A 19,295-nucleotide genomic window follows, 5' to 3' on the forward strand; every position below is an offset into this window, starting at 1 on the left:
CTTGTCCGCAACCTTCCGGCGCGCTCCGCAGTAATGTAAGTCATTGATCTACCCCTCCAACCATAATTCCAAAACATCATGGCAACCGAAAACAACAAAGCGCTGCACAGCGTGCTGAACGAGCTAGTGGAAACCCTGAAAGACGGCGAGCGTGGCTATACCGAGGCCCTGACCGACGTAAAGGATCAGGACCTCAAGGACGTATTCAAGCAATATGCCGTGCAGCGCGACGGCTACCTGACGGAGCTGGAAAACGCCATGCACAACCTGAATCTGCGCCCCGCCGACGCCAAGGAAGATAAGCTGGACTCGGTAGTGGGCACGGCTCACCGCGCTTGGATTAACATCAAATCGGTGGTAACCGGCAACGACCGCAAAGCCATCCTCGACGAGTGCGAGCGGGGCGAAGATTACGCTGTAAAAGCTTTCCAAAAGGCTGTGCAGTCCGATGCATTGCCCCACGACATCAAATCTATCGTTGAGAAACAATACAACGGCATCAAGCAAGCCCACGACCAGATCCGCAGCATGCGCGACTCGTCGAAGTAAGCTTGCCAGTTTCGCCGAGCTTTCCGGCAGCTCGAATCTGCCCCCTGGTTTAGGAAAGCCCGGCAAACAAAAAGGCCGCCTCGATCGAGGCGGCCTTTTTGTTGTTATAAACTCGTGGAGTGCTTAGTCCTCGAAGCCTTCGTTACGGTCCCGACGGGGCTTGTAACCGCCTTCGCGGTTGCCGCCTCCACCGTACCCACCGCTGCGCTGACCGCCGCCGTAGCTGCTGCCGCCGCGGTTACCACCGCCGTAGCCGCCCGAGCGTTGGCCACCACCGTAGCCACCACTGCGCTGCCCGCCACCGTAGCCGCCTTCACGGTTGCCACCACCGTAACCGCCTTCGCGGCGCTGACCGTAGCCACCTTCGCGGTTGCCACCGCTACCGAAGCCACCAGGACCACCCGAGCGGCGCGGACGACGCTCTTCGCCGCCGCCTTCACCACCTTCGGCGCCGGCTTCGCGCTGCGTAGCCAAGCTGAAAGCTACCGGACGACCGTAGAGCGAGGTACGACCCAGTTGCTCCACGATTTCGTTCACGTTCTCGTTCGGCACTTCCACGAAGCTGAACTTATCGTACAGCTCGATGTCGCCGACGCGGCCGGGGGCCATGCTCGTCGCGCCCACAATCAGCTCGACCAGGTCGCGCGGGTGCAGACGGTCCTTTTTGCCCATGGTCACGAACAGACGGGTGTAGCCGTCGCGCGGCGTGCCCTTCTGGCGGTCGGCTTCCAGGCCTTTTTCGGCCTGCTTGTTTTCCTTCATCACCATCTTGAGCAGGGCAGCGGCAATGTCCAGCGACGTTACCTCTTCTTCCTGGTCAATCAGGCGCTGCACGCGGCCGATGTACTTATCCAGGTTGCCTTTCTCGATGACCTCCTTGATCTGGCCGAGCAGCAACGTGGTTTTCACCTCCGATACGTCCTCAAACGACGGAATGCGCTCCTGCTTGATCTGCGCTTTGGTGAAGCGCATGATGTCACGCAGCTTGTAGATGTCGCGGCCACTCACGAAAGTGAAGGCTTTGCCCGACTTACCAGCGCGGCCCGTACGGCCGATGCGGTGCACATAGTACTCCTCGTCGGTGGGCAGATCGTAGTTGACTACGGCCTCCACGTTGTCCACGTCGATGCCGCGGGCGGCAACGTCAGTGGCCACGAGGATTTCCAAGGTAGCTTTGCGGAACTTGTCCAGCGTGTTCTGACGGGCCTGCTGGCTCATGTCGCCGTGCAGACCGTCGGCGAAGTAGCCGCGGGCTTGCAGGTCGCTCACGATGTCATCGACCATGCGCTTGGTGTTAGCAAACACGATAACCGACTTCAGGCTGTACATGTCGATTACGCGCGACAGCACATCTTTTTTCTGCGGGCCGCGCACCTCGTAGTAAGCCTGCTCGATGTTCGAGACAGTCATCTCCTGGTGATTGACCTTCACGATCTGCGGCTCCTTCTGGTACTTGCGCGTCAAGTCCATGATGGGCTTGCTCATCGTGGCCGAGAAGAACACCGTCTGGCGTTGCTCTGGCATCTGGGCCAGCACGGTCTCAATGTCGTCGCGGAAGCCCATGTCGAGCATTTCGTCGGCTTCATCGAGGATGATCATCTTGCAGCTATCCAGCTTGAGCGTACCCCGCTCCAAGTGGTCCATCACACGGCCGGGCGTACCGATAACTACCTGCACACCACGCTCAAGAGCCTTGAACTGACGGTCGTAGCTAGAGCCACCGTAAATGGGCACCACGGCAAGGCCGCGCTTGTACTTGCCAAGTTTTTGGATTTCGCCCGATACCTGTACTGCCAGCTCACGCGTAGGGCATAGCACCAGCACCTGCACTTCGCGGGAGTTGGTGTCGATGCTCTCGATGGCGGGAATGCTGAACGCAGCCGTCTTGCCGGTACCCGTCTGGGCCTGGCCGATTACGTCTTTGCCTTCAAGCAGTACGGGAATAGCGGCGGTTTGAATGGGCGAGGCTTCCTCGTAGCCCATTTCGGTAATAGCACGCTGCAGCTCTTCCGAGAGCTGCAGTTCTTCAAATTTTACTTTCTCCATGTCTTCGTAGGGAGTGATTAGAACGGCAATCGAAACCAGCGCGTTCCTTTCCCTACGCAACACGACAGGACAACGGACGACGACAGCAAACGAACTTCTTAACTCTTCAAGTAAAGCGGCAGACAACACTAACCGCCACGGCCGGGACGCGGACCGATTTACAATTGCGGGTGCAAAGATACGAATAATATAACGAAATAGCGAGGATTGTCCAATCTTACCTCAACTTCGCTACCCCCTGTCATTCACTTGCGACGCTAGGTTCGCTGCTATCTACCAGTTCGCTTGTGCAAGAGCAGCACCGCGGAAAGGATACTTCGGCCTAGCGAAAGGCACAAAAACAAAGAAGCCTACCTTTAGCAGGCAGGCTTCTCAATTACGGTATATCCGTGACGGATACGTCGTATTAGGCGCGACGTACTTGTACGGCATTCAGTCCTTTGCGTCCTTCCGACACTTCGAACTGTACTTTGTCATTTTCGCGGATTTCGTCGATGAGACCTGTTACGTGTACGAAGATGTCTTCGCCAGTCGCATCGTTTTTGATGAAACCAAAGCCCTTGGTCTCATTGAAGAATTTTACCGTTCCTGTCTGCATGGTAAGGAGGTGATGAATAAAATATTTAAGCCAAACCGCGCCGGAAAAACTGGGAAAGCACCGAGATGCACCACAGAGTAACGGAAGCATTTTCTCTTAAACGCTGGTAAAGATATGTTTATTTATTTATTCTCAAAGCAAATTTTATAACCGCAAAGCAATAATTCTTCTCTTTTAGCAACAGGCTTGCGGCGCTTACTTTCGAGGGACCAATCTGTTACCACTCGTTTTCCGGCCATGACTTTTTCTGAAACTTATGAGCAGCTTCGTGCTCTTGGCACCGAACAAACGCGCGCTATCTACAGCGGCACGGCTTCGGTTCGGCTGCTTTCGGCGTGAGTTATGCCCGTCTTGGCCAACTCAAGAAGCAATTTGTAGGCCGCGGGAAAGATAAAGCACATGCACACGTGGTGGCCAAACAGTTGTGGCAAAGCGGCAACTTTGAAGCTCGTACGCTGGCCACTGTGATTGCCGACCCTCAGCAATTCAAGGCTATCGAAGCCGATACCTGGGCTGCCGATGTAGACAACCACGCCATTGCCGACGCTTTGGCCTCCTTGGTGGCTGCCACTGCCTATGCACCCGCCAAAGCGGCTGAGTGGACAGCCGCCTCTGACGAATACAAACAACGCCTAGGCTACGCTTTGCTCGGAAGGCTGGCAGCCCTGCCCTCGCTATCGGAAGAATTCTTCGAGCCCTTCGTCCGGCACATAGAGCAAGCTTTGCCCCAAGCGGCAAACCGCGCTAAAGAGGGGATGAACAACTGCCTGATTGCCATTGGGAGCCGCAGTGAAATTATGCGCCAGCGCGTGGAAGCAGCCGCTGACCGCATCGGACCGGTAACCATTGACCATGGCAATACTGGTTGTCAGACTTTTGAGATACGGCCTTACCTAAGTAAGGTATGGGCACGAAAAATGGCCAATGCTTAATTCAAGATCATATTAAAACACAAAAGGGGCGCGGAGGTATACCTCCGCGCCCCTTTTGTATGGGCAGCCGCTAACTAACGGCAGGCTTATCGGCGCCGGTCGTTGCGGTCGTCATCGTCGTAGTGATACCGCCCGTCGCGGTCGTCGCGGGCCCGGTCGCGGCCGGGATAGTCCTCGTTGCGGCGGTCGTGGCTGTTTTCGTAGTAACGACGCGGGGCGTTGGAATCGTCGCCGTACCGCTCGCCGCTGTTCAGAGGCCGGACTCGCTCGCCAGGGGCGCCGTAGCCGGAAGGGCGCTCGGCGGGACGGCGGTGGTCGCCGTCGTACGGGTCGTGGAAGCGGCGATTCTCGGGGCGGTCTACTTCGCGGTTGCGGCGCCAGTCGTCGCGCTCTTCGTTGTAGTAGCCGCGGCCGCCGCGGTAGTCGCCTTCGTAGCGGTTGTTATTGGGACCCATGCCGCGGGGGAAAGCGCCGGGTCGCTGCACTTCGTCGGGCAGTTGGTTGGTGCCGCGGAAGTTAGGGTCGCGGAAGTCTAAGTTGCGGCGGTCGTCACGGCGCTCGTCGCGGCCGCGGGTGTCGCCGTAGTGGGAGGTGTCGCGGCGGGGGCGGTCGTCCTCACGGCGGTCATCGTCGTGCTGATTGCGGGGGCGGCGCTGGTCGCGGTCGAAACGCTCACCATCGTCGTAGGGGTTGTGGCCGCGGTGCCGCTCGCGGTATTCGCGGTCTTCTCGATCTTGTTCGTAAGGCATGAGAAACGGGTGCAATGGTTGGAAGTAAAGTGTACTGCCGCGCCAAAGCGAAGGTTTCTGCGTACGGTATTCTTCCTTTGCAGCTCAGTTATGGAACCGACCACTCCCCCTACTCTTGCTTTCCGCTTTTCGCGGCCTGTTACCGTGCAAGAATCCCACATCGACGAGTTGAACCACGTCAACAACGTGCAGTACGTGCAGTGGATTCAGGACATAGCCGGCTGGCACTGGCTTACGGCCTACCCCGTGGGCGAGCGGGAGCAGTACGTGTGGGTGGTGCAGGAGCACCACGTGCGCTACCGCAAGCCCGCGCTGCTCGGCGACGAGCTACTGCTTACAACCTGGGTTGGGGAGATGAAAGGCGCCATTTCGCAGCGCTTCACCCGTATTGAGCGAGTTTCTGATGGTGCTTTGCTCTGCGAAGCCGAGACAAAGTGGGCACTGCTTGATCCACATACCGGACGCCCGAAGCGAATCGAGCCGAGCGTGGTGGAGCGGATGCACGGGCCGGTGGGGTAAAGCGCTGGTTTGGCCGTATCTTTCCGGCTGATTTACCGCTATGAATTCTTCTCCTGCGCTGAGCTTGTTCAGGCTCTTCTCCGCTGCGGCCTTGCTATCAGGCTGTAGTTACGCCAAATCAAATCAACAGGTCCTGGTTTCGTCGGATTGCGGCATGAATTGGGAACAGGTGGAAGCGGGTAAGGCGGTTCCGAAGGGAACCATGAACCCCTGCTACATGAAAGTGGTCATTCCCAACTTTCCCATGCAGGGCGACAGCCGCTTCATCACCAATTTAAAAGACCGGGTCCGTGCCTCAGTGCTTATCGATTACGACTACACCATCGTTAATCCTCTGGCTTTCATACGGCAAGCTAAATATTTAGGAAAAGCCAACGCCCATGCTGATAGCCAAGAAGCTCTGCATCCCTCGGCATTCGAAGGCGCTGAAAACATGGTTATCGACAAGCGTATTCGCGACGTCAGCAAGGCGCTATTCCTAACGGAGGACATCGTGGAGTTAGATCAAGCCGAACTGGAGAGTCAGCTACTACTACTTTCTAATAAGCAACTTGAGCCTTTGGGTGTTCAATTGAATTTCCTGACACTCACCTTCGATCTGGACGAACAGACGCGCCAAGCCATTGACGTATCGACGGCGATGAAGATTTACGAGAGCCGCAACTTGGTGGAATTAGGCAAGCAGGTGATGGTTCAACGGGCCGGTGCTTCCCGAGTGGTAGTGGAGCAGCCTTCGGTACCTGCAAAAGCAGCCGCCGATGAGCACGCTGAGTAATTGAAGGTGTACTCTTGTGCATTGTAAGTCTACTTATTGAAAAGTATTTATGCCCGCTACCTTCCGCATCTATTCCGCTTCTGCCGGCTCCGGCAAAACCTATCAGCTTACCAAGGAATATCTGCGGCTGGCGCTGGGCGCCGATGAGCCGGGCTATTACAAGACCATTCTGGCCATCACCTTCACCAACGCCGCCGCGGCCGAAATGAAGGAGCGCATTGTAGGGGCACTGCGCGGCTTTGCTTACCCCGGTACCGATGCCAAAGCCGACCGTCTGCTGGCCGAACTGGCCGAAGAAATGGCAGCTGATGGTCTGCTGCCCCGCGTGCTGGATACGCCCGAGCAGCAACAAACCCTGCTGCGCAGCCGGGCCCAGCGCACCTTCAAGCTAGTGCTCTACCACTACGCCGATTTCGCCGTCAGCACCATCGACTCGTTTGTGCAGCGCGTGGTGCAGGCTTTCACGCGGGAACTAGGCCTGCCAGCGGCGTTTGAAGTAGAGCTAGACGATGAATCGGTGCTGCACTCGGCGGTTGCACTGCTAATGGACAAGGTGAATCGTGGCCCAGAGTACCAATTGCTCACGCGCACGCTACAGGAGTACGCCCTAAGCAAGGCTGAGGAAGGCCGCAGCTGGAACACCCTGCCCGACGAGCTGATGCGCTTCGGTAAGTTTTTGCTGAACGAATCGGTGCACGAGGCGGTGGCGCAGCTACAGCAAATGGAGCTCAAGGAGTTTCGGCAGCTGCACCGCACGCTCAAGAAGCGCAAGGAGGAGCTGGACGAGCTGACCAAATCCGTAGCCGACCGTGCCCTGGAGGCCATGGAGCAGCACGGCGTAACGCCCGATCTGCTGGCCGGCGGCGAGCGGGGCGTGTACACGCACTTCAAAAACTGGCACCGCTGGCTGGAAGACGGCGATACGCCCACCGCCACGGCCGCCAAGGTGGCCGAAAGCGGCGTGTGGGGCAGCGCCAACGGCAAGAAAGAGCCGGGCAAAAGCCGCGTGGAAGCGGTGCAGCCGGTGCTGCAGGAAGTTTTCGAAGAGCTGACGCTGATCCGCCTGCGCTACCTGAGCCAGTACTTGCTGATCGAAGGGCTGCTGCCGCACTTGTTTCATGTGTCCTTGCTAAGCGAGCTAAGCAAGGCCGTGCAGCAGGTCAGCCAGGAACGCAACGTGGTGCTCATCAGCGAATTCAACCGGCGACTGGCCAGCATTGTGCTGCGCGAGCCGGTCCCGTTCCTGTACGAGCGACTGGGCGAGCGGTACCAACACCTGCTCATCGACGAGTTTCAGGATACTTCGGAACTGCAGTGGAACAACTTGCTGCCGCTGGTGGAAAACGCCGTGGCCAACGGCAACCTCTCGCTGGCCGTGGGCGACGCCAAACAGGCCATTTACCGCTGGCGTGGCGGCGAGATGGAGCAGATCCTGCGCTTGTATCAGGGCCAGACGGCCGCGCTGGTGAACAAGGCCCAGGACGAAGAAACACGCGACTTGCTGGCGGGGCGCTACTTCACGCTGGAGCATGCCCTGGAACCGGCCTCGCTGCAAACGAACTACCGTTCGGGGCCGCAGATTATCGAGTTCAACAACGACTTTTTTACGCACGTCAGCAAGGGGCATCCGCAGTTGCCGCTGGTGCAGGCCATCTACGACAGCGAGTTCGGGCAGAACTCGCCCGTACCGGCTGACGCGGCCTCGCCCGCCCACGTCGAGCTCCTTTTCACCCAACCCGACGCTCCGGCCCGCATCTACGCCCCCGCCCTGGGTGCTTACCTCCCCGAGCCCCTGCCCGGCTACACCGGCACCGAAGCCCTGGCCTACGAGGAAAGCACCCTTTACCTGACGCTGACCTTGGTGGAGCAGGCGCTGAAAGATGGCTTTCGTCCGAAGGACGTGGCCGTGCTTTGCCGCCGCCGCGACCAGTCGCGGCGCGTGGCGAAGTTTCTGAAGGAACGTGGCTACGACATCATCTCTGCCGATTCCCTGTCGTTGGAATTTGCCGAAGTGGTGAACCTGCTGGTAGCTATCCTGCGCGTGCTGCACCAGCCGGCCGATTCGCTGGCGCGGGTGGAAGCCTTGCTGCTCGTGGATAAAGTGGTGCGGGCCATTCCGCCCACGCCCCGGCGGGCCCGCCAGATTGCCGACATAGCCAAGCAAGACCGCTCCCTGCCCTTCTTCGACGAGCTGCGCCGCCTTGGCTACGATGTGCAAGAGCGCCAGACCGGTAACCTGGACCTGTACGAGCTGAGCGAAAAGCTCATGGGCCTGTTTGGGCTGTTGCACCGCCGCGAGGAAAGCGAATACCTGTTTCGCTTCCTTGATCTGACGCTGGAATACTCCCTGCGCTTCGGCAACAACCTCGGCAACTTCCTAGCCTACTGGGACCAGCGGAAAAGCAACTTGAGCATCAATGCCCCCGCCGGCCGCGACGCCATAACCATCACCACTGTACATAAGGCCAAGGGCTTGGCTTACGGCGTGGTCATCGTACCCTTCGCCGATTGGAGCCTGGAGCCTCGCCGCGGCGAGTACCTGTGGGGCCGCCTGCCCGATGTGGACGACCGTCCCCTGCCCGATATGCCGCCCGTAGCCGTGGTAACGCAGCGCGAGGCATTGTACCAAACCACCCTCGGCGAACAGTACTTGGCAGAGCGGGAAAAGACCTTCGTGGAAGCGTTGAACCTGCTTTACGTGTCGTTTACGCGGCCACGCCACCGGCTTTACATCATCAGCCGCCGCCCCGAAGGCAAGAGCCAGAAGGACGACACCGCTCCCGCCACCAACGTAGCCCAACTGCTGCACCGCTACCTGCACGACCGCGGCCTTTGGAGTGAGGAACAGCTTACCTACGTGCTCAGCCACGGCACCTCCGCTCCTGCCTCCTCGGGCAGTTCTCTCCTACCGGAGCACAACGTGCTGCCCCTGCTTAACCTCGAAACCGCCGACTGGGAACAGCGCCTACGTCTGCGCCGACACGCCACCACGGTATTTGACTTTTCGGAGCAACAACAGCAGCGCGACTGGAACCGCAAGCTGCACTTCGCGCTGCGCCGCGTCATCTCGGCCCGCGACGTGGAGCGCGTGGCCGGACAGCTCACGGCCGAAGGCCTTATTAGTCGCCGCGAGCAGCCGGAGCTGCTGCAGCGCCTGCACCGCCTGGTGCAGCGTCCCGAGCTGATGCCCTATTTCCGCCCCGGCGTAGCGGCCGAAACCGAGCGCGAAATCCTAGTAGGTGGCGCCCCCCGCGAGGACTACAAGCCCGACCGCGTGGTGTTTGAACCGGAGATAGGGCCAGCGCCGGGACGCGTCACGCTAATGGACTTCCGCCTGCCACCGCCCGAGGAGCGGCACCAGCAGCTGCTACGGCAGTACGGGCAGCTGTTTAAGCGCCTGGGCTACACCGATGTGCGTGGGCTGCTGTACTACTTCGAGACGGAGGAAGTGGTGGAGTTTAGCTGTTGACTTGGTAACGGAGGCGGCCCGTGCGGGAATCCACGTACAGCAAATGGGCCTTGCCGGATACGCCATACAATTTGACAGCCCGCTCGGTGGGCCGGCGAGGAGCACGGAACCGCTCTAGGCGGTTCAGCTTGAGTTCCTGGGGTTTTTCGGGATGCCGCTGACTGATGAGATGCACGCTGTTGCGGATTTCGTCAATCAGGTAGTAAGTCTGGGTTTGCCACACGTACCGGCGCGGCACGAAATACCCCAGCTCGTTGGAAAAACCGTCGTAGCGGAATGCGGCTAAGGTTTTGCCGCTCAGGTCCAGCACCTGGGCATTGGCGGTGCGCTGCAGACGCGGGTCACGTACTTCTTCCCAGCTGGATTTCCCATCCTGTTGCACCTGTCGGTGCGTTACGTAATCGTACGCCAGGAACAGGGTACTGTCGCTAAGAAAAAAGGCCGCTACCAGCTTCGCGTTCTTCTTTTGCAGGCTCATGCGCCGCCCACCTGGCAAAATCAGTTCCTGGCAGGTCAGGATGGTAGCGCCGTTCGCAGCTTGATCTATTCCGCAGTCCGCATTGTCTCCACCCGCCCAGTTTCCTTCGGTCAGCATCCGCACCCGGCCATCCAGGCCCAGCATCAAAAAGCACTGGGTCCCGACGTCGGTGCCGTCGGGCACAAAACTTTGGCTGAACAGCAGGGCTTTGCGGGGAGCGTTGTACCCCACGAAATCCGGTCCGATGAGCAGGCTGTTGATGGTCAGGTCGTGGCCGGCACTCTGGTAATAATCGGCCTTGCGCAGCACGCGCCGAAACAGCCGCTTGCCCCGGGCATCAACCAGCTCGTAGGTGTACACCGCATCGACGCCGCTGATGGTATCAACCAGCTGCCGTACTTCGCCGGGCACGGGCTTCTGAACGTGCTGGAGCGGCGTACTGCTGTCGGTTTGGGCCGTTACGAGCAGGCGGTACGGCTGTCCGTCTATGCGCAGCAGGGTATCCAGCTGCTCCGGGCCGGCGCCCATTACCATGAAGCCGCCATGGCTGTAATCGGTAGTGTCCCGGCTGGACTGAACCGGGGGCAGTACCGTTACCAGTTTTGCCACCGAATCCGATGGGGTCGCCTGCCCCGTTTCGGCAGACAAAGCGGGGCGCGACTCGCAGGCGGATAGTGCTACGACGGCGGTAAGCAGCAGTCCGCTGATGTATTTGTGCATATTCTTATCTCTCCGGACGCGGAGCCGGCGGCAGGCGCACAAGATAGGTAAGCCCCTCAGTATTTCGGGGGGCAATGCGCGCCTATGGAGCAGCTTTACTTCCTGTTGTCCGTTGCCATGCTGCCCCAACTGCCTGAAACCTCCCGTCTCGCGCTGCGCATAAGCAAGCCCCGGCGCACCTGGACGTCAGGCGGTGCTGGTGCTACAAGATGTGGAGTAATTCGAGTAGGTCAAGTTTTTCGCTGATAGGGACAGACAGATCTACTCTGCGAGCTAAAAAAACGTGAATGAGCGTATCCGAATCAAATCAATCCGGCTTTTGCGCAGCGTCTGATTGAATACAGTTTGGCCGGCCGCGTCGCGCAGGTGAAACTGGTACACCACGTTGAAGCTCCGCAGCGTGTCGAGGCGGGTTTCGCGTATGTCGGCGCCCGTGGAATCCACATTCGTGACCCGGTACCGCGTGCTGAGCTGCAAGGGCCGGCTGCGGTCGGGGCGGGCGCTAGTGTAGAGCTGATAACCCGCCTCATCCAGCTGCACCGGCCGGAACCGCGCCCCGCCGATAGTATCAGGCAGGGCTAATCAAGGGCTGAAACGGTTGCCGGGGCGACGCAACTACCGCCGGCGGGGCGACTATGCTGGTATCCGCCTACACCAACGATGGCGCCTGCACGGTTGCGGCCTTCCTCGATTCGCAAACCAGCAGGCCCACCGCCATCAATCCATAAATATAACTGTGCATAAAAAAAGCCCCGACCCGCCTGAACCTCAGGCAGCGCCGGGGCTGCAACTTGCGAAGAAAACCTGGAAGCTCGGCCGTTATACCTGCGCTACGCTGTTGGGACCGGTGCCCTTGCGCAGGTGGTTCACGGTGTGAATCACTTCGGGCACGGCCAGCGCCAGGGAGGCCAGCGAAGCTACGTTGGCGAGCTGGCAGTAGAAGCACAGCTTTTTGTTTTCGGCCCACTCTTCCTGCGCCAGTTTCATGTTGGTAAGCACATCGGAGAAGATTTTGACGCCCATGGCCAGCGGAATCCAGGGCTTGGTGAGGGCGCGGCTTTTGCCACCGGCCGAAGCCAGGGCCGTGGTGATGCCGTAAGTGATGATCATGCCGGCCGCGTCGGGTGTATCAAGGCGCTTGTAGGCGTAGTTGGAGGCATCTACTTTGTCAGAATCGAACACATCCAGGGGCGGATCGGGCAGGTGCTTAATGATGCCGGTCTGGTAGAGCGTCACGATCTTTCCCAAGGCCACGCCGAGTAGCGAAAGGCCGATGATCCAGCGGCGGCGGGTGAGGTCGGGCGTCTTGACAGTGCGGAGTTCCTGACTAAGCTGATGCGGGTCCATATGGCAGGATTTGGTGAACAATACAATGCATTGGCGTACGCGCGGCAGCGCGGCAGGTTATGTGGCTGAATTGGCGAAACGGCCGCGAATCGCGTAGTTTTAAGCCGATGGCAACATTACCCGAAACCGCACGTCTCAGTCTCCGACCCATCACCCCGGCTGATTTTGACATCTACTACCTGCTGAACAGCGACCCGCAGATCATGGAGCACATGGGCCCGCCCAAGAGCCCGGAAGCAGTGCGCCAGTACCTCGACAACATGGCCGCCGACTATGCCCGTTGGCCCGGCATGGGCCGCTGGTTTACCGTCGAGAAGGCCACCGGCGACATCGTAGGCGTGCACCTGCTCAAGCCCCTGGACAACACCGAGCAGATTGAAGTCGGCTACCGGCTGCTACCGGCTTACTGGGGCTGCGGCTACGCCACGGAAATGAGCCGGGCGCTGATCCGGTACGGCTTCGAACAACTCAAATTACCGCAGATTGTGGGCATTACTTCTTCTACCAACGTGGGCTCCCAGCACGTGCTGGAGAAGTGTGGTCTTAAGTTTCAAGGCATGGCTCATTACTACGGAGCTGAGCAGCGCTTTTATACCCTCGACAACCCCGCCTTGGCCTCACAAGCCCAATAGCTTCTTATGCCGCATCAACTGCTGATGATTGTGGAAAAAAGCCTGCGGCTGCCCGGCTTGGGCACGCTGGCTTTATCTGCAAAGCACGAGGCGGGGCTGCGCCGTTTGCCTATTCACGCCAACCTGGAAGTGGAGCTGCACTTTCGGGACGGCGCCACGTTGACCGTGCCTGCTACCGTGGAGGAGTTACAGCGCCCCGCCGATAATCCGGAAGCTGATGCCTCGGCCGACTACGTGCTGCTGCTCGATTCCGACGCCGTAGCCGAGCTGCCCAGCGGCACCGAGGTATGGCTGTTTGAAGTGTGGGCCGACATCTACAATCTTTAGCGCGCATGGCTCCTTCACTGCCCGAAACCGAACGACTCCGTCTACGCCCCCTAATGCTCGACGACCTCGATACCGTATACCGCCTCGATTCCGACCCCGAGGTGATGCGCTACATCATTCCGCCGCGCACCTACGAGGGCACCCGGCAGTACCTGCAGGAGCTTATCGCCGATTACGAAAGGTTTCCGGGTTTAGGGCGCTGGGCCGTCATCGAGAAAAGTACTGGAGCTTTCGTGGGCATTCACCTGCTCAAGCACTTGGATGCTTCGGGGCATATTGAAGTCGGCTACCGCTTCTTTCCGGAGTTTTGGGGCCGCGGCTACGCTACCGAAATGACGCGGGCGCTGCTACGCTACGGTTTTGATGAACTCGGACTGCAGCAGATCGTGGGCGTGACCAATCCGAAGAATTACGCCTCGCAGCACGTGCTGGAAAAGTGTGGGCTGCAGTTTCAGCACCTAGCGGAGTTTTACGGCGGGGAAGTGCGGTTTTATACCGTGGAGGCTGTCGATTAGCGTTCAGCCCAAAACCCATCGACAGAGCTTTGAACAAGCCTCAATCCATAATCCGCCAGCAAGTCAGGCAAAGCGGAAGACGGCCGGCAACCAATTACCACCACTTGCTGGTAAACAGGTCCGGCAGATCCTTCCCCATGATGTTCGTCTACCAATTCCAGCAGGCGAACTAGCAAATCATCTTGCGAATAATGGGAACAATGAGCCACTACCGTCAGGTTTAGTCCGGGCTGCTCTTGCCACAAGCGACGCACCAGCGGACGATTGGCTTCACTACCGATGACCCAAACTGCCATTGCCTCTGGAACTGCTATGGCCGCTTCCATAGCGGCTGGGTCTAGGATGATGCGAATCAGGCGCTTGCTCATTCCTGGTACTGGCAAATACTGCGGTCTATCCACTTCTACTCCTCTACAAGCCGAAGCCGTAGCTGAGTGGCAGAAATACGGTTGTAGCCGATGAGCGAAGCTGCATCTAGTTCCGACTTGTAGAGCATGAAATCACCGATTTCCTCCACTTCCCGCCAATTCAGCGTTTCGCCATCGAGGTAGATCAGCCAAGAGCTACTGCTGAGCAAACCCTCCAAATTGTGGCTGCCTTTTACAAGCTGCAACAGGACGCCATTATCCCAACTCTGGTAGAAGCCTGTGGTTAATTGGCCATGCAATCCAGCCAGTTGGGGGGAAGTAGAAAGCGTAAATAATTCGGCGTCGTCGTCAAGTACGTTTTTCAGCCAGAGGTCGATCAGGTGCTCTTGTTCTTGCGAAGCCTCTTCCCTTACCTCTGTTAAGCATACCAGAACCTGGGGCGAATCAAACACCTGAATAGTTTGAATTGGCTTTGTATCGGCTGTACGAGTATTTGTAGAACTGCTCCCAAACCCACGTAGCCATCTATAAACAAACGCGGCCAATAGGCACAGTAAAAATAAACCCACTACGGCCAAAAGCAGCACCCCTGCTGCAACCACCAGAAACAAGAATAAGCCGAGAACAGGAACGAACAGATTTAGCAGAAACAAGCCTACCCAGAGGCCCCATCTTTCCAACCAATCCTGCTTACGCTTTTCGGATTCGGGAAACACAGAAGCTAGTGGCACCAGGGTCTTTTCAACTCGAAGCATGACACTAGTGTCAACAAAAAACGAAATAGATAACAAAGCCAGGTAAAGATAAGAGTGGCTGTAGCCGCTCGTATCTTTACCCTTGATGTCACTCCAAGCTTCCGCCGCTCCGCTTCCCTTCGCCACCACCGACGACTCTGTTGCCCTGCAACCCTTCCTGCGCCAAGCCGCCCAAGACCTGCTGCGCCGCTTCAGCGGCGCCGAGCTGTCCGACCTCGTGGTAGTGGTGCCCACGCGCCGCGCGGTGGTGTACCTGAAGAACGAATTGGCCTTGGCCGCGCCCGTGGGCGAGGCCGTGTGGAGTCCGCGCGTGGCTTCCATGGAGGATTACATGGTAGATCTTGCCAGCGTGCAGGTAGAAGAACCTATTGCGCTGCAGCTCTTGCTGTTCGACATCCTACGCGAAATCGACCCCAAACTGGACTTTGACTTGTTCACAGGCTGGTCGAGGCTCTTGCTGGACGACTTTTCGGCGCTTGATCAGAACCTGGCTGACCCGACTGGTCTGTTTGAATACCTTTCCGAAGCCAAGGCCCTGGAACGCTGGGACCTGTCCGATTCGCCCGCGCCGGCTTCGGCCACGGCTGCTTGGTTCCGTTTCTGGGACGACCTCGAGAAAGTGTACCGCCGCCTGCGCCGTCGGCTCAAGGACCAGGGCCTCGCCTACCCCGGCCTGGCTTACCGCCTCGCTGTGGATGCCATGCAGAAACGTTTGGAGGACGACCCCACCAAGGTACCGCAGCACATCTTCCTGGGCCTGGGCACCCTGTCCCGCGCCGAGCAATACCTGCTGCGCCTGCTACTGAAGCAAGCCAAGGCCGAAGTTCGCTTCGATACCGACCGCTTTTACCTCGATGGCGAGTCGCCAAACCGCGCTGGCCTGCCCTTCCGCCGCATTGCCGATTACCTGGATCTGGCGCCCACTTCCTTTGGCTTTGCCGAAACCGGCTCCGAAGACCTGCTGCGTACCTTGCCGCGCCAGATTCGGATGATTGGGGTGGCCAATAACTCCATGCAAGGCAAAGTGGCTGGGCAACTGGTGGTGGAAGGCCTGCAAACTGCCCCCAATGCCTCCGTGGCCGTGGTGCTGCCCGACGAAACCCTGCTGCTGCCCGTGCTGCACGGCCTGCCGCCGGAGCAGGTGCCGCAGTTCAACGTAACCATGGGCCTGAGCTTCCGCAGCACCCCGCTGTTCAACCTCATCGACCTGCTTTTTGAGGTGCACCTGACAGGCGTGCGAGAGGGCGAAACCGGGCCCGACTACGGCGTGCGTCGTTACCACCACCTCACCGTAAGCAAGCTGCTGGCGCACCCTTTCCTGCGCCGCTACGAAAACTGGCTTGATCAGCAGCCCGAACAGGAGAAGTACCACGGCGTGCTCGACGATATCTGCCGCCAGATCATCAAGCGCAACGCCGTACTGCTTTCCGAGCAGGAGCTGCGCGAGCTAGGCCGCCATCACCCCCTGGTAGAAGCCCTGTTTCGTCCCTGGCGCAACTGCGACGACGTCATCAAGGCTTGTTACGAGGTCATTGAGTTGCTACGCGACGTGTACCGGCAGGAACACACGGCCATTGAGGCGGAGTACCTGTATCTGTTTTACACCTTGGTGCGTCAGCTCGATTCGGCCTTTGACTGCCGCGAGCAGCGGCCCTCGGTGCGTTCGTTCCGCCGCTTTCTCTACGAGCAGATGGGCCGCACCCGCCTGCCCTTTTCCGGCGAGCCGATTGCGCAGGTGCAGGTGATGGGCCTGCTCGAAACCCGCGCCCTGGATTTTGACCACATCATCATCCTGAGCTGCAATGAGAACATCCTGCCCGCGCCCAAGCGCAACAACTCGCTTTTCCCCTACGACGTGCTCACCAAGTACGGCATGCCCACTTATGCCGAGCACGAAGCCGCTACCAGCCACCAGTTTTGGCGCCTGCTACAACGAGCCCGACGCGTAGATCTAGTGCACATTCTGCCCGGCTCGGAGGGCGTGCAGGCCGGCGAACGAAGCCGCTTTTTGCTGCAGATTGAGAATGACTTGGCCGTGCAAAACCTCAATTTGCAGGTGCTTGACCTTACGGCTTCTGCCACGGCCATGCCCGATGGCACGGAGGCTGGCGGCGAAGTAGCGCGCGGCTCTGCCACTGCGCCATCGGGCCAAGCTAATTTGGGTGCACAGCCAACAACTAGAAGCCAAAAGCCAACCACCAATCAGAAGTACGAAGGCGACCTGGTACTGGAAAAGGATTTCGAAATGCTCGGGGCCATCCGCGGATTGCTGGAGCGCGGCTTGTCGGCCTCAGGCCTGAACCAGTTTTTGAACTGCTCGCTGCAGTTTTACTTTTCCCGCGTAGCCAAGTTTCAGGAGCAGGAAGGCGTGGCCGAAGAGCTGGGCGCCGACGTGTTTGGTACGGCTGTGCACTACGTGCTGGAGCAGCTGATGAAGCCTTTTGTGGCCGGGCAGCGCGCCATTACGGCTGATGACGTAGCCAGTTGGAAACCGCAGGTAGCCGAGCTGCTGGAGCGCGGCCTGGCCCTCGAAGACGGCGAAGAAACCGACTCGCCGCGCCAGCAGCTGCCCGACGAAGGCCTTAACCACGTGCTGCGCGGCGTGGGCCGCCACTTAGTGGACCGCTATCTGGATTCGCTGATTAAGCAGATCGAAGCCGATGGCCCGCTGCGCGTGGTGGGACTGGAAGAGCAACTCTTCGGCACCGTATTCGTGGAAACCAAGGCTGGCGACCGGGTAGCCGTGCGCCTCATCGGCTTCGCCGACCGCATCGATGAGCTGCCCGATGGCCGGCGTCGCATCATCGACTACAAAACCGGCTCGGTGCACGGCGCCTCGCTGAACCTGATGGGCGGCAGCCGCAGCAAGCGCACCCCGGCCGAGGCCCTGGAACGCATGGTAACGGAAGCCGGTGGCGGGGCCGATAAAGTCCGGCAGCTGTGGCTGTACCGTCTCATGCTGGCCCAGCTAGGCTTTCCCGCATCGGAAGCCGCCATTGTGCCCCTGCGCAGCCCCGACCCTTCCCCGCTCGCCGCTGATCTGTCGTTTATGACGGCCGAAGGCCTGCTGTTTGAAGAATCCAGTCAGGAAGTCCTTACCCGCCTCGTCGACCGCATGCTGGACCCGCAGGAGCCCATCCGCAAAACCGACGACTTGAACGTGTGCCAGTGGTGCGCCTACCGTGGTATTTGCGCACGTTAAAGCACAAGAGCTAGCGTGTTCGTTGGCTTTTTTGTCCCGTTGGCAGCGCTATTACTGGATGTGTTGTTTATCTGCTTTTTCACCCTCATTTACCATATCACTACTCGGCCAGCACAACGGATTTACCCACTTATCCCTCGTGCATGGCGACAAGCCCTCATCACTGTCGGTGTTCAATTAGCCTTGCTCATACTAATTATTGGGGCCGAAATCATGCTGGGTTTTCAGAGCTCCGAACACCAAGATTTATTACTGATAGCTGTCTTTACCAGCACTTTTTTGACTCCCCTTCTACTCTTGTTCCGGCAGTATTCACAAACACCGGCATAACCCTTACCCCATCTACTACGAACCGGGGCCTTACTCTATGCTGCTCGTCGAAGGTTGAACTCTCCCCCTTCAACGGCGTAGTAATGACACGCGGAGGCGCGCATTTCCCTCTGCTGCTCCATGCCATGTTCCGAGCCGTTGATCATCCCGACCTGAACCTGCTGACGCTCATCGTTGATGGTGCCATCACCAAAGCCGACTACGACCAAGCGGTACCGGTGCTGGAGCAGAAAATAGCTCGTGTGGGCAAAGTCAACGCCGTGGTAGAAATTCGCAGCTTCGACTCTATTTCGCTGCGGGCCCTGTACGAAGATATCAAGCAGGATATCAAGCATTACAAAGACTTCAACCGCGTGGCCGTGGTCAGTTCCGACAACGCCTTGGTGAAGTCGGCCGTCGGCTTCGCCTCCTCCGTGACGCCCGCTCAGGTGCGGCATTTCATGCCCGAGCAACGGGAAGAAGCGCTGCGTTGGGCGCAAGGGGCGGCTTAGCCGCTACCTTTGTGATTCATTATTTCTCCTGACAACTCCATGGACGAATTCATGCAAGCTGCCATAGCCGAAGCCCGTTTGGGGCGTTCGGAGGGTGGCATTCCCATCGGCTCGGTGCTCGTGCGCAACGGCCAGATCGTAGCCCAAGGCCACAACAAGCGCGTGCAGGAAGGTTCCGCCATCAAGCACGGCGAGATGGACTGCCTCACCAATGCCGGCCGCCAGACCACCTACCGCGACACCGTTATCTACAGCACCCTGATGCCCTGCTACATGTGCGCTGGCACCATCGTGCAGTTTAAAATTCCGAAGGTGATTGTGGGCGAGTCGCGCACCTTCGACGGGGCCCGCGAATTCATGGAAAGCCATGGCGTGGAGGTCGTTGATCTGGACCTGCCCGAGTGCGTCCAGATGATGGAAGAATTCATCGAAGCCGAGCCCACGCTCTGGAACGAGGACATCGCCGAGTAACCCCTCGGCCAGCCTCGCGTAC

General features: G+C 58.9%; 19 protein-coding genes. 11 read left to right on the forward strand and 8 right to left on the reverse strand.

All coding sequences use genetic code 11. The features are described 5' to 3' along the window. Window positions 1-78: 78 nt before the first annotated feature. Window positions 79-549: a PA2169 family four-helix-bundle protein gene (locus AC5FXY_RS13490; RefSeq protein ID WP_493557212.1), complete on the forward strand. Its 471-nt coding sequence runs from the start codon at window positions 79-81 to the stop codon at window positions 547-549. Window positions 550-672: 123 nt separating this feature from the next. Here AC5FXY_RS13490 and AC5FXY_RS13495 read toward each other — a convergent pair whose 3' ends face one another. Beyond that, complete coding sequence (locus AC5FXY_RS13495) at window positions 673-2,595, reverse strand: DEAD/DEAH box helicase (protein WP_493557213.1); 1,923 nt, start codon at window positions 2,593-2,595, stop codon at window positions 673-675. 406 nt (window positions 2,596-3,001) lie between these two features. Then, window positions 3,002-3,193, reverse strand: coding sequence for a cold-shock protein (locus AC5FXY_RS13500; protein ID WP_493557214.1), 192 nt, complete (start codon window positions 3,191-3,193; stop codon window positions 3,002-3,004). A 335-nt stretch (window positions 3,194-3,528) separates the two neighbouring features. Here AC5FXY_RS13500 and AC5FXY_RS13505 point away from each other — a divergent pair, with 335 nt between their 5' ends. Then, a complete protein-coding gene (locus AC5FXY_RS13505) occupies window positions 3,529-4,125 on the forward strand; it encodes a DNA alkylation repair protein (RefSeq protein ID WP_493557215.1) in 597 nt (198 codons plus the stop codon). 86 nt (window positions 4,126-4,211) lie between these two features. Here the strand turns inward: AC5FXY_RS13505 and AC5FXY_RS13510 are convergent, their stop codons facing one another. Further along, complete coding sequence (locus AC5FXY_RS13510; protein ID WP_493557216.1) at window positions 4,212-4,874, reverse strand: hypothetical protein; 663 nt, start codon at window positions 4,872-4,874, stop codon at window positions 4,212-4,214. Between the two features lie 90 nt (window positions 4,875-4,964). Between AC5FXY_RS13510 and AC5FXY_RS13515 the strand changes: the two genes are divergently transcribed. From AC5FXY_RS13515 to AC5FXY_RS13525, 3 genes are read left to right on the forward strand one after another with little or no spacing between them, the layout of a single operon-like run. Continuing rightward, window positions 4,965-5,393, forward strand: coding sequence for an acyl-CoA thioesterase (locus AC5FXY_RS13515; RefSeq protein WP_493557217.1), 429 nt, complete (start codon window positions 4,965-4,967; stop codon window positions 5,391-5,393). A 40-nt stretch (window positions 5,394-5,433) separates the two neighbouring features. Then, on the forward strand, window positions 5,434-6,168 hold the full coding sequence (locus AC5FXY_RS13520) for a hypothetical protein (RefSeq protein ID WP_493557218.1): 735 nt from the start codon (window positions 5,434-5,436) through the stop codon (window positions 6,166-6,168). A 49-nt stretch (window positions 6,169-6,217) separates the two neighbouring features. Then, window positions 6,218-9,637 carry a UvrD-helicase domain-containing protein gene (locus AC5FXY_RS13525; protein ID WP_493557219.1) on the forward strand — a complete coding sequence of 1,140 codons (3,420 nt, stop codon included), beginning with the start codon at window positions 6,218-6,220 and terminating at the stop codon, window positions 9,635-9,637. Here the strand turns inward: AC5FXY_RS13525 and AC5FXY_RS13530 are convergent. From AC5FXY_RS13530 to AC5FXY_RS13540, 3 genes are all read right to left on the reverse strand, one after another. Next, window positions 9,627-10,835, reverse strand: coding sequence for a hypothetical protein (locus AC5FXY_RS13530; RefSeq protein ID WP_493557220.1), 1,209 nt, complete (start codon window positions 10,833-10,835; stop codon window positions 9,627-9,629). The genes AC5FXY_RS13525 and AC5FXY_RS13530 overlap by 11 nt on opposite strands. 273 nt (window positions 10,836-11,108) lie before the next feature. Further along, window positions 11,109-11,375 carry a hypothetical protein gene (locus tag AC5FXY_RS13535; protein WP_493557221.1) on the reverse strand — a complete coding sequence of 89 codons (267 nt, stop codon included), beginning with the start codon at window positions 11,373-11,375 and terminating at the stop codon, window positions 11,109-11,111. Between the two features lie 279 nt (window positions 11,376-11,654). After that, window positions 11,655-12,182, reverse strand: coding sequence for a vitamin K epoxide reductase family protein (locus tag AC5FXY_RS13540; protein ID WP_493557222.1), 528 nt, complete (start codon window positions 12,180-12,182; stop codon window positions 11,655-11,657). A 107-nt stretch (window positions 12,183-12,289) separates the two neighbouring features. Between AC5FXY_RS13540 and AC5FXY_RS13545 the strand changes: the two genes are divergently transcribed. The 3 genes from AC5FXY_RS13545 to AC5FXY_RS13555 are packed head-to-tail and all read left to right on the forward strand — an operon-like array spanning window position 12,290 to window position 13,656. Further along, window positions 12,290-12,814 (forward strand): GNAT family N-acetyltransferase, encoded by a 525-nt coding sequence (locus AC5FXY_RS13545; protein WP_493557223.1) that lies wholly within the window; start codon window positions 12,290-12,292, stop codon window positions 12,812-12,814. A 6-nt stretch (window positions 12,815-12,820) separates the two neighbouring features. Next, window positions 12,821-13,141: a hypothetical protein gene (locus tag AC5FXY_RS13550; protein WP_493557224.1), complete on the forward strand. Its 321-nt coding sequence runs from the start codon at window positions 12,821-12,823 to the stop codon at window positions 13,139-13,141. A 5-nt stretch (window positions 13,142-13,146) separates the two neighbouring features. Next, complete coding sequence (locus AC5FXY_RS13555) at window positions 13,147-13,656, forward strand: GNAT family N-acetyltransferase (protein WP_493557225.1); 510 nt, start codon at window positions 13,147-13,149, stop codon at window positions 13,654-13,656. Here the strand turns inward: AC5FXY_RS13555 and AC5FXY_RS13560 are convergent. Together AC5FXY_RS13560 and AC5FXY_RS13565 are read right to left on the reverse strand one after the other, a co-directional pair. Beyond that, window positions 13,653-14,024, reverse strand: a complete 372-nt coding sequence (locus AC5FXY_RS13560) for a hypothetical protein (protein ID WP_493557226.1) — start codon at window positions 14,022-14,024, stop codon at window positions 13,653-13,655. The genes AC5FXY_RS13555 and AC5FXY_RS13560 overlap by 4 nt on opposite strands. A gap of 35 nt (window positions 14,025-14,059) precedes the next feature. Further along, complete coding sequence (locus AC5FXY_RS13565) at window positions 14,060-14,815, reverse strand: hypothetical protein (RefSeq protein ID WP_493557227.1); 756 nt, start codon at window positions 14,813-14,815, stop codon at window positions 14,060-14,062. Between the two features lie 49 nt (window positions 14,816-14,864). Here AC5FXY_RS13565 and AC5FXY_RS13570 point away from each other — a divergent pair, with 49 nt between their 5' ends. The 3 genes from AC5FXY_RS13570 (at window position 14,865) to AC5FXY_RS13580 (ending at window position 19,273) form a co-directional block, all read left to right on the forward strand. Next, window positions 14,865-17,981 carry a PD-(D/E)XK nuclease family protein gene (locus AC5FXY_RS13570; protein ID WP_493557327.1) on the forward strand — a complete coding sequence of 1,039 codons (3,117 nt, stop codon included), beginning with the start codon at window positions 14,865-14,867 and terminating at the stop codon, window positions 17,979-17,981. A 455-nt stretch (window positions 17,982-18,436) separates the two neighbouring features. Then, the gene (locus AC5FXY_RS13575; RefSeq protein WP_493557228.1) at window positions 18,437-18,802 is read left to right on the forward strand and encodes a SpoIIAA family protein; all 366 of its coding nucleotides are present in this window, start codon (window positions 18,437-18,439) and stop codon (window positions 18,800-18,802) included. 39 nt (window positions 18,803-18,841) lie between these two features. Continuing rightward, the gene (locus AC5FXY_RS13580; protein WP_493557229.1) at window positions 18,842-19,273 is read left to right on the forward strand and encodes a nucleoside deaminase; all 432 of its coding nucleotides are present in this window, start codon (window positions 18,842-18,844) and stop codon (window positions 19,271-19,273) included. Window positions 19,274-19,295: the final 22 nt, after the last annotated feature.

It is taken from the genome of Hymenobacter sp. FMD4, assembly GCF_058932745.1.

Excerpts from the sequence above, each read along its gene's own strand:
- AC5FXY_RS13490 (WP_493557212.1), top strand. The coding sequence starts at position 79 with ATGGCAACCGAAAACAACAAAGCGCTGCACAGCGTGCTGAACGAGCTA.
- AC5FXY_RS13495 (WP_493557213.1), bottom strand. The coding sequence starts at position 2,595 with ATGGAGAAAGTAAAATTTGAAGAACTGCAGCTCTCGGAAGAGCTGCAG.
- AC5FXY_RS13500 (WP_493557214.1), bottom strand. The coding sequence starts at position 3,193 with ATGCAGACAGGAACGGTAAAATTCTTCAATGAGACCAAGGGCTTTGGT.
- AC5FXY_RS13510 (WP_493557216.1), bottom strand. The coding sequence starts at position 4,874 with ATGCCTTACGAACAAGATCGAGAAGACCGCGAATACCGCGAGCGGCAC.
- AC5FXY_RS13515 (WP_493557217.1), top strand. The coding sequence starts at position 4,965 with ATGGAACCGACCACTCCCCCTACTCTTGCTTTCCGCTTTTCGCGGCCT.
- AC5FXY_RS13520 (WP_493557218.1), top strand. The coding sequence starts at position 5,434 with ATGAATTCTTCTCCTGCGCTGAGCTTGTTCAGGCTCTTCTCCGCTGCG.
- AC5FXY_RS13525 (WP_493557219.1), top strand. The coding sequence starts at position 6,218 with ATGCCCGCTACCTTCCGCATCTATTCCGCTTCTGCCGGCTCCGGCAAA.
- AC5FXY_RS13530 (WP_493557220.1), bottom strand. The coding sequence starts at position 10,835 with ATGCACAAATACATCAGCGGACTGCTGCTTACCGCCGTCGTAGCACTA.
- AC5FXY_RS13540 (WP_493557222.1), bottom strand. The coding sequence starts at position 12,182 with ATGGACCCGCATCAGCTTAGTCAGGAACTCCGCACTGTCAAGACGCCC.
- AC5FXY_RS13545 (WP_493557223.1), top strand. The coding sequence starts at position 12,290 with ATGGCAACATTACCCGAAACCGCACGTCTCAGTCTCCGACCCATCACC.
- AC5FXY_RS13550 (WP_493557224.1), top strand. The coding sequence starts at position 12,821 with ATGCCGCATCAACTGCTGATGATTGTGGAAAAAAGCCTGCGGCTGCCC.
- AC5FXY_RS13555 (WP_493557225.1), top strand. The coding sequence starts at position 13,147 with ATGGCTCCTTCACTGCCCGAAACCGAACGACTCCGTCTACGCCCCCTA.
- AC5FXY_RS13560 (WP_493557226.1), bottom strand. The coding sequence starts at position 14,024 with ATGAGCAAGCGCCTGATTCGCATCATCCTAGACCCAGCCGCTATGGAA.
- AC5FXY_RS13570 (WP_493557327.1), top strand. The coding sequence starts at position 14,865 with ATGTCACTCCAAGCTTCCGCCGCTCCGCTTCCCTTCGCCACCACCGAC.
- AC5FXY_RS13575 (WP_493557228.1), top strand. The coding sequence starts at position 18,437 with ATGTTCCGAGCCGTTGATCATCCCGACCTGAACCTGCTGACGCTCATC.
- AC5FXY_RS13580 (WP_493557229.1), top strand. The coding sequence starts at position 18,842 with ATGGACGAATTCATGCAAGCTGCCATAGCCGAAGCCCGTTTGGGGCGT.